Raw genomic sequence first — 2522 nt, forward strand, 5'->3', positions numbered from 1 at the left:
TCCGATGACGGTTATCCGCTCGCCAAAGCGGGGGTGAAATGGATAGCGGATGACCACATCATCGTGATGACAATGGGCAGTGTGTTGCGGGTTCGTGTGGAACGGGCAAATCCCATCTGGCGCAGGCACTAGGCCATGCGGCCGCCCGGCAGGGGCACGATGTCCTGTTCATGACCCAGACCCGGCTTCTCGGCGCACTGCGCAACGCACAGGCTGTCGGCTCCTACGAACGGCGCTTCCAGGCGCTTGCCAAGGTGCCACTGCTCATCATTGACGATTTCGGACTGAAACCCATGCGCACGCCCGAAGATGAAGACTTCCACGATCTGATCGCCGAACGGTACGAACGTACATCGACCGTCCTGACCAGCAATCTTGATTTTACGGAATGGGGTGATGCGTTCGCGACCAACAAAATGCTCGGCGCCGCAACGCTTGATCGCCTGCGACATGCCGCGTACCGCGTCGTGCTCGACGGCGAGAGCTACCGTGTTCCACGCCCGATGCCCGAGAGCAACAAATCAGCACTTGCGAAAGGAGGTAAAAACAAGGATTCTTGATCCCAGTTCGAGCCCCGAATCAGGCGCCTTTCGCTGGCGCCATTACGCCGAAAACACTCGGCTCCTTTACGGCGAAAGGCAACAGCGGGCGCGCGGGCAGCATCGCGGTACCGTAATGGCTCACGAAGTCTTGCGTGGTCAGGCCGAGCGTGGGTTCGTAGCGGTCGGCGTTCGAGATCAGTGCCCTCGGGTTGTCGGGCACAAGCAGCCTTGGCACGCCGCCGCAGAACTCCATCGCGTCAATGAGGCCGCCGATCCAGTCGGGTGTCGCTTCCGAACGCGTGGCGCACGCGTACGTGTAATTCGATGCGCCGAGCACGGCAACGAAGATGTGCGCCTTGAACGCAACACCGCCGGCACGATCGAGAATCGACACCGTTTGCCCGGCGAAGTCGGCAAACAGTTTCTCCCCGGCGTAATGTTGCTGGGGCATCGACCGCTTCAACGTCTGGGCCCAGTCCTTGTATCGCTGGCAGAACTGCGTGTATCGCAAGGTCTTCTGGCCGGGGTTCGCGCCGACGTACTCTTCCCACAGCAACTGCAACGTCACGCCTTTGCGGCGCAATTCCCTGTGAATCCAGGCGCAGTCAGGCTCTATGCGCTTGCCTGCGGCCGTCGACGGAACGGCGCCGTTGACGAGCAACCGATCCAGCTCCGCCTCGGACAACGGCTCGATCTTTGCCCAGTCCAGGCCTGCGGAGGCGGCAAGCTGCAGGTATTGGGTGATGGTACCGAGCCCGACGCCGAGCGCGCCGCTCACCTGCCGGTGAGACAGATTACAGGTCCATTTCAGGCGAAGCACATCTTTTATTTTGCGCATGGTCGTCCGGTGAGCCGGCATCGTCGGTTTCTCCCAAAAGGAGTCACCTTAACCGCCGGCCGATTGAGCCATCCGCAGTACCGCCAACCGAAACCGCGCCTTACGTTTCGGTCCACCGAACACGCATTTCGGCGACCTGAACACCGATTTCGGGAAGATGAACACGCGTTTCGGAACGCCGAACAGCGATTCCGGAATTCTCCGATACTGTTCGACTTCGAGCGAAACGGGTGTTCACCTTCCTCCGGAAACCCTGTTCGACTTCAACCGAAATCACTGTTCGGCTTCGCCGAAATACGCAGTTCGCGATCGTTAGCCGCCGGCCGTGGAGGTGTGCTTTGCACATGAATCGCAGTCGAATCTGGAGGCAGTTCAAACGAATCGGGTCGCCCCGCAAGTGTTGGCTGTGCTTTGCTGCTCAAACAGTTCATGAATGCATTGCTCTGCCGGGTACGGGGTCTCGGTACGGTTCCAGGTCTGCAGTAGCAGTTCGCGCTCACTGGATGGCAACACGGCGAGTTCTCGTACCGGGGTGTGCGGCGCACATTCCAGCGCATCAGCCAGTTGATGGAGCACCTGCTGCATATAGGCACATACGCGCTCAGCTGGGAAGGGCCGGACCACTTGTGCGGTTAGACCTAGAGCTTGCCCGAAGTCCTCGACTGACAGGGTAAAAGGGTAGTTGGTGCGCTCTTCTGCTTCCAGGAATCTGATCCCGTCAAGGGCGTGAGCATTTTCAACTGACTCGATAGGATTGTGGCGATAGTTCAGTACCGCGCTGAACAGTGGCGCAGATGCAGCCACACCACTGCATCGCTGAGCCAGTGAGAGTGGCGCATGTTCATGTGCAAGCAGTTCAGTGAGCCGGTTATGGGTCTGGTGTCAGCACGCTGGTCTCGATGTCAGTGCCATCCAGATCAAGGCGCAGAGGTAAGTTGTTGATGAACATGCCCATGGCGCTGCCAGCACCTCCGCCATATTAGTCCGGCCAAGCAGCACAGTGCCGAATACCACCTTCTCGCGACCGGTGGTGCAGGCTAACACTCGCTGGAGTTGCCCCTGTAAATCAGGACACGCAGACACCGTTAAGTTGATGATGCAGCGGTTCGCCGGAACTCCCGGGGGGAACGGTACTTCAGTGC

1 protein-coding gene and 2 pseudogenes are annotated in these 2522 nt (G+C 59.4%); 1 reads left to right on the top strand and 2 read right to left on the bottom strand.

The window, feature by feature from the left end; all coding sequences use genetic code 11:
* Positions 1-83 precede the first annotated feature (83 nt).
* A pseudogene (locus tag P3T43_RS35535) lies at positions 84-560 on the top strand (ATP-binding protein); the annotation flags it as partial.
* 76 nt (positions 561-636) lie between these two features.
* On the opposite strand, the pseudogene istA reads toward P3T43_RS35535, so the two are convergent.
* Together istA and P3T43_RS35545 are read right to left on the bottom strand one after the other, a co-directional pair.
* Positions 637-1401 (bottom strand): annotated as a pseudogene (istA, locus tag P3T43_RS35540) (IS21 family transposase); the annotation flags it as partial.
* 351 nt (positions 1402-1752) lie between these two features.
* The gene (locus P3T43_RS35545) at positions 1753-2184 is read right to left on the bottom strand and encodes a hypothetical protein (RefSeq protein WP_429285653.1); all 432 of its coding nucleotides are present in this window, start codon (positions 2182-2184) and stop codon (positions 1753-1755) included.
* Between the last annotated feature and the right edge of the window lie 338 nt (positions 2185-2522).

This window comes from Paraburkholderia sp. GAS41 (genome assembly GCF_050436545.1).
Lineage (GTDB): Bacteria > Pseudomonadota > Gammaproteobacteria > Burkholderiales > Burkholderiaceae > Paraburkholderia.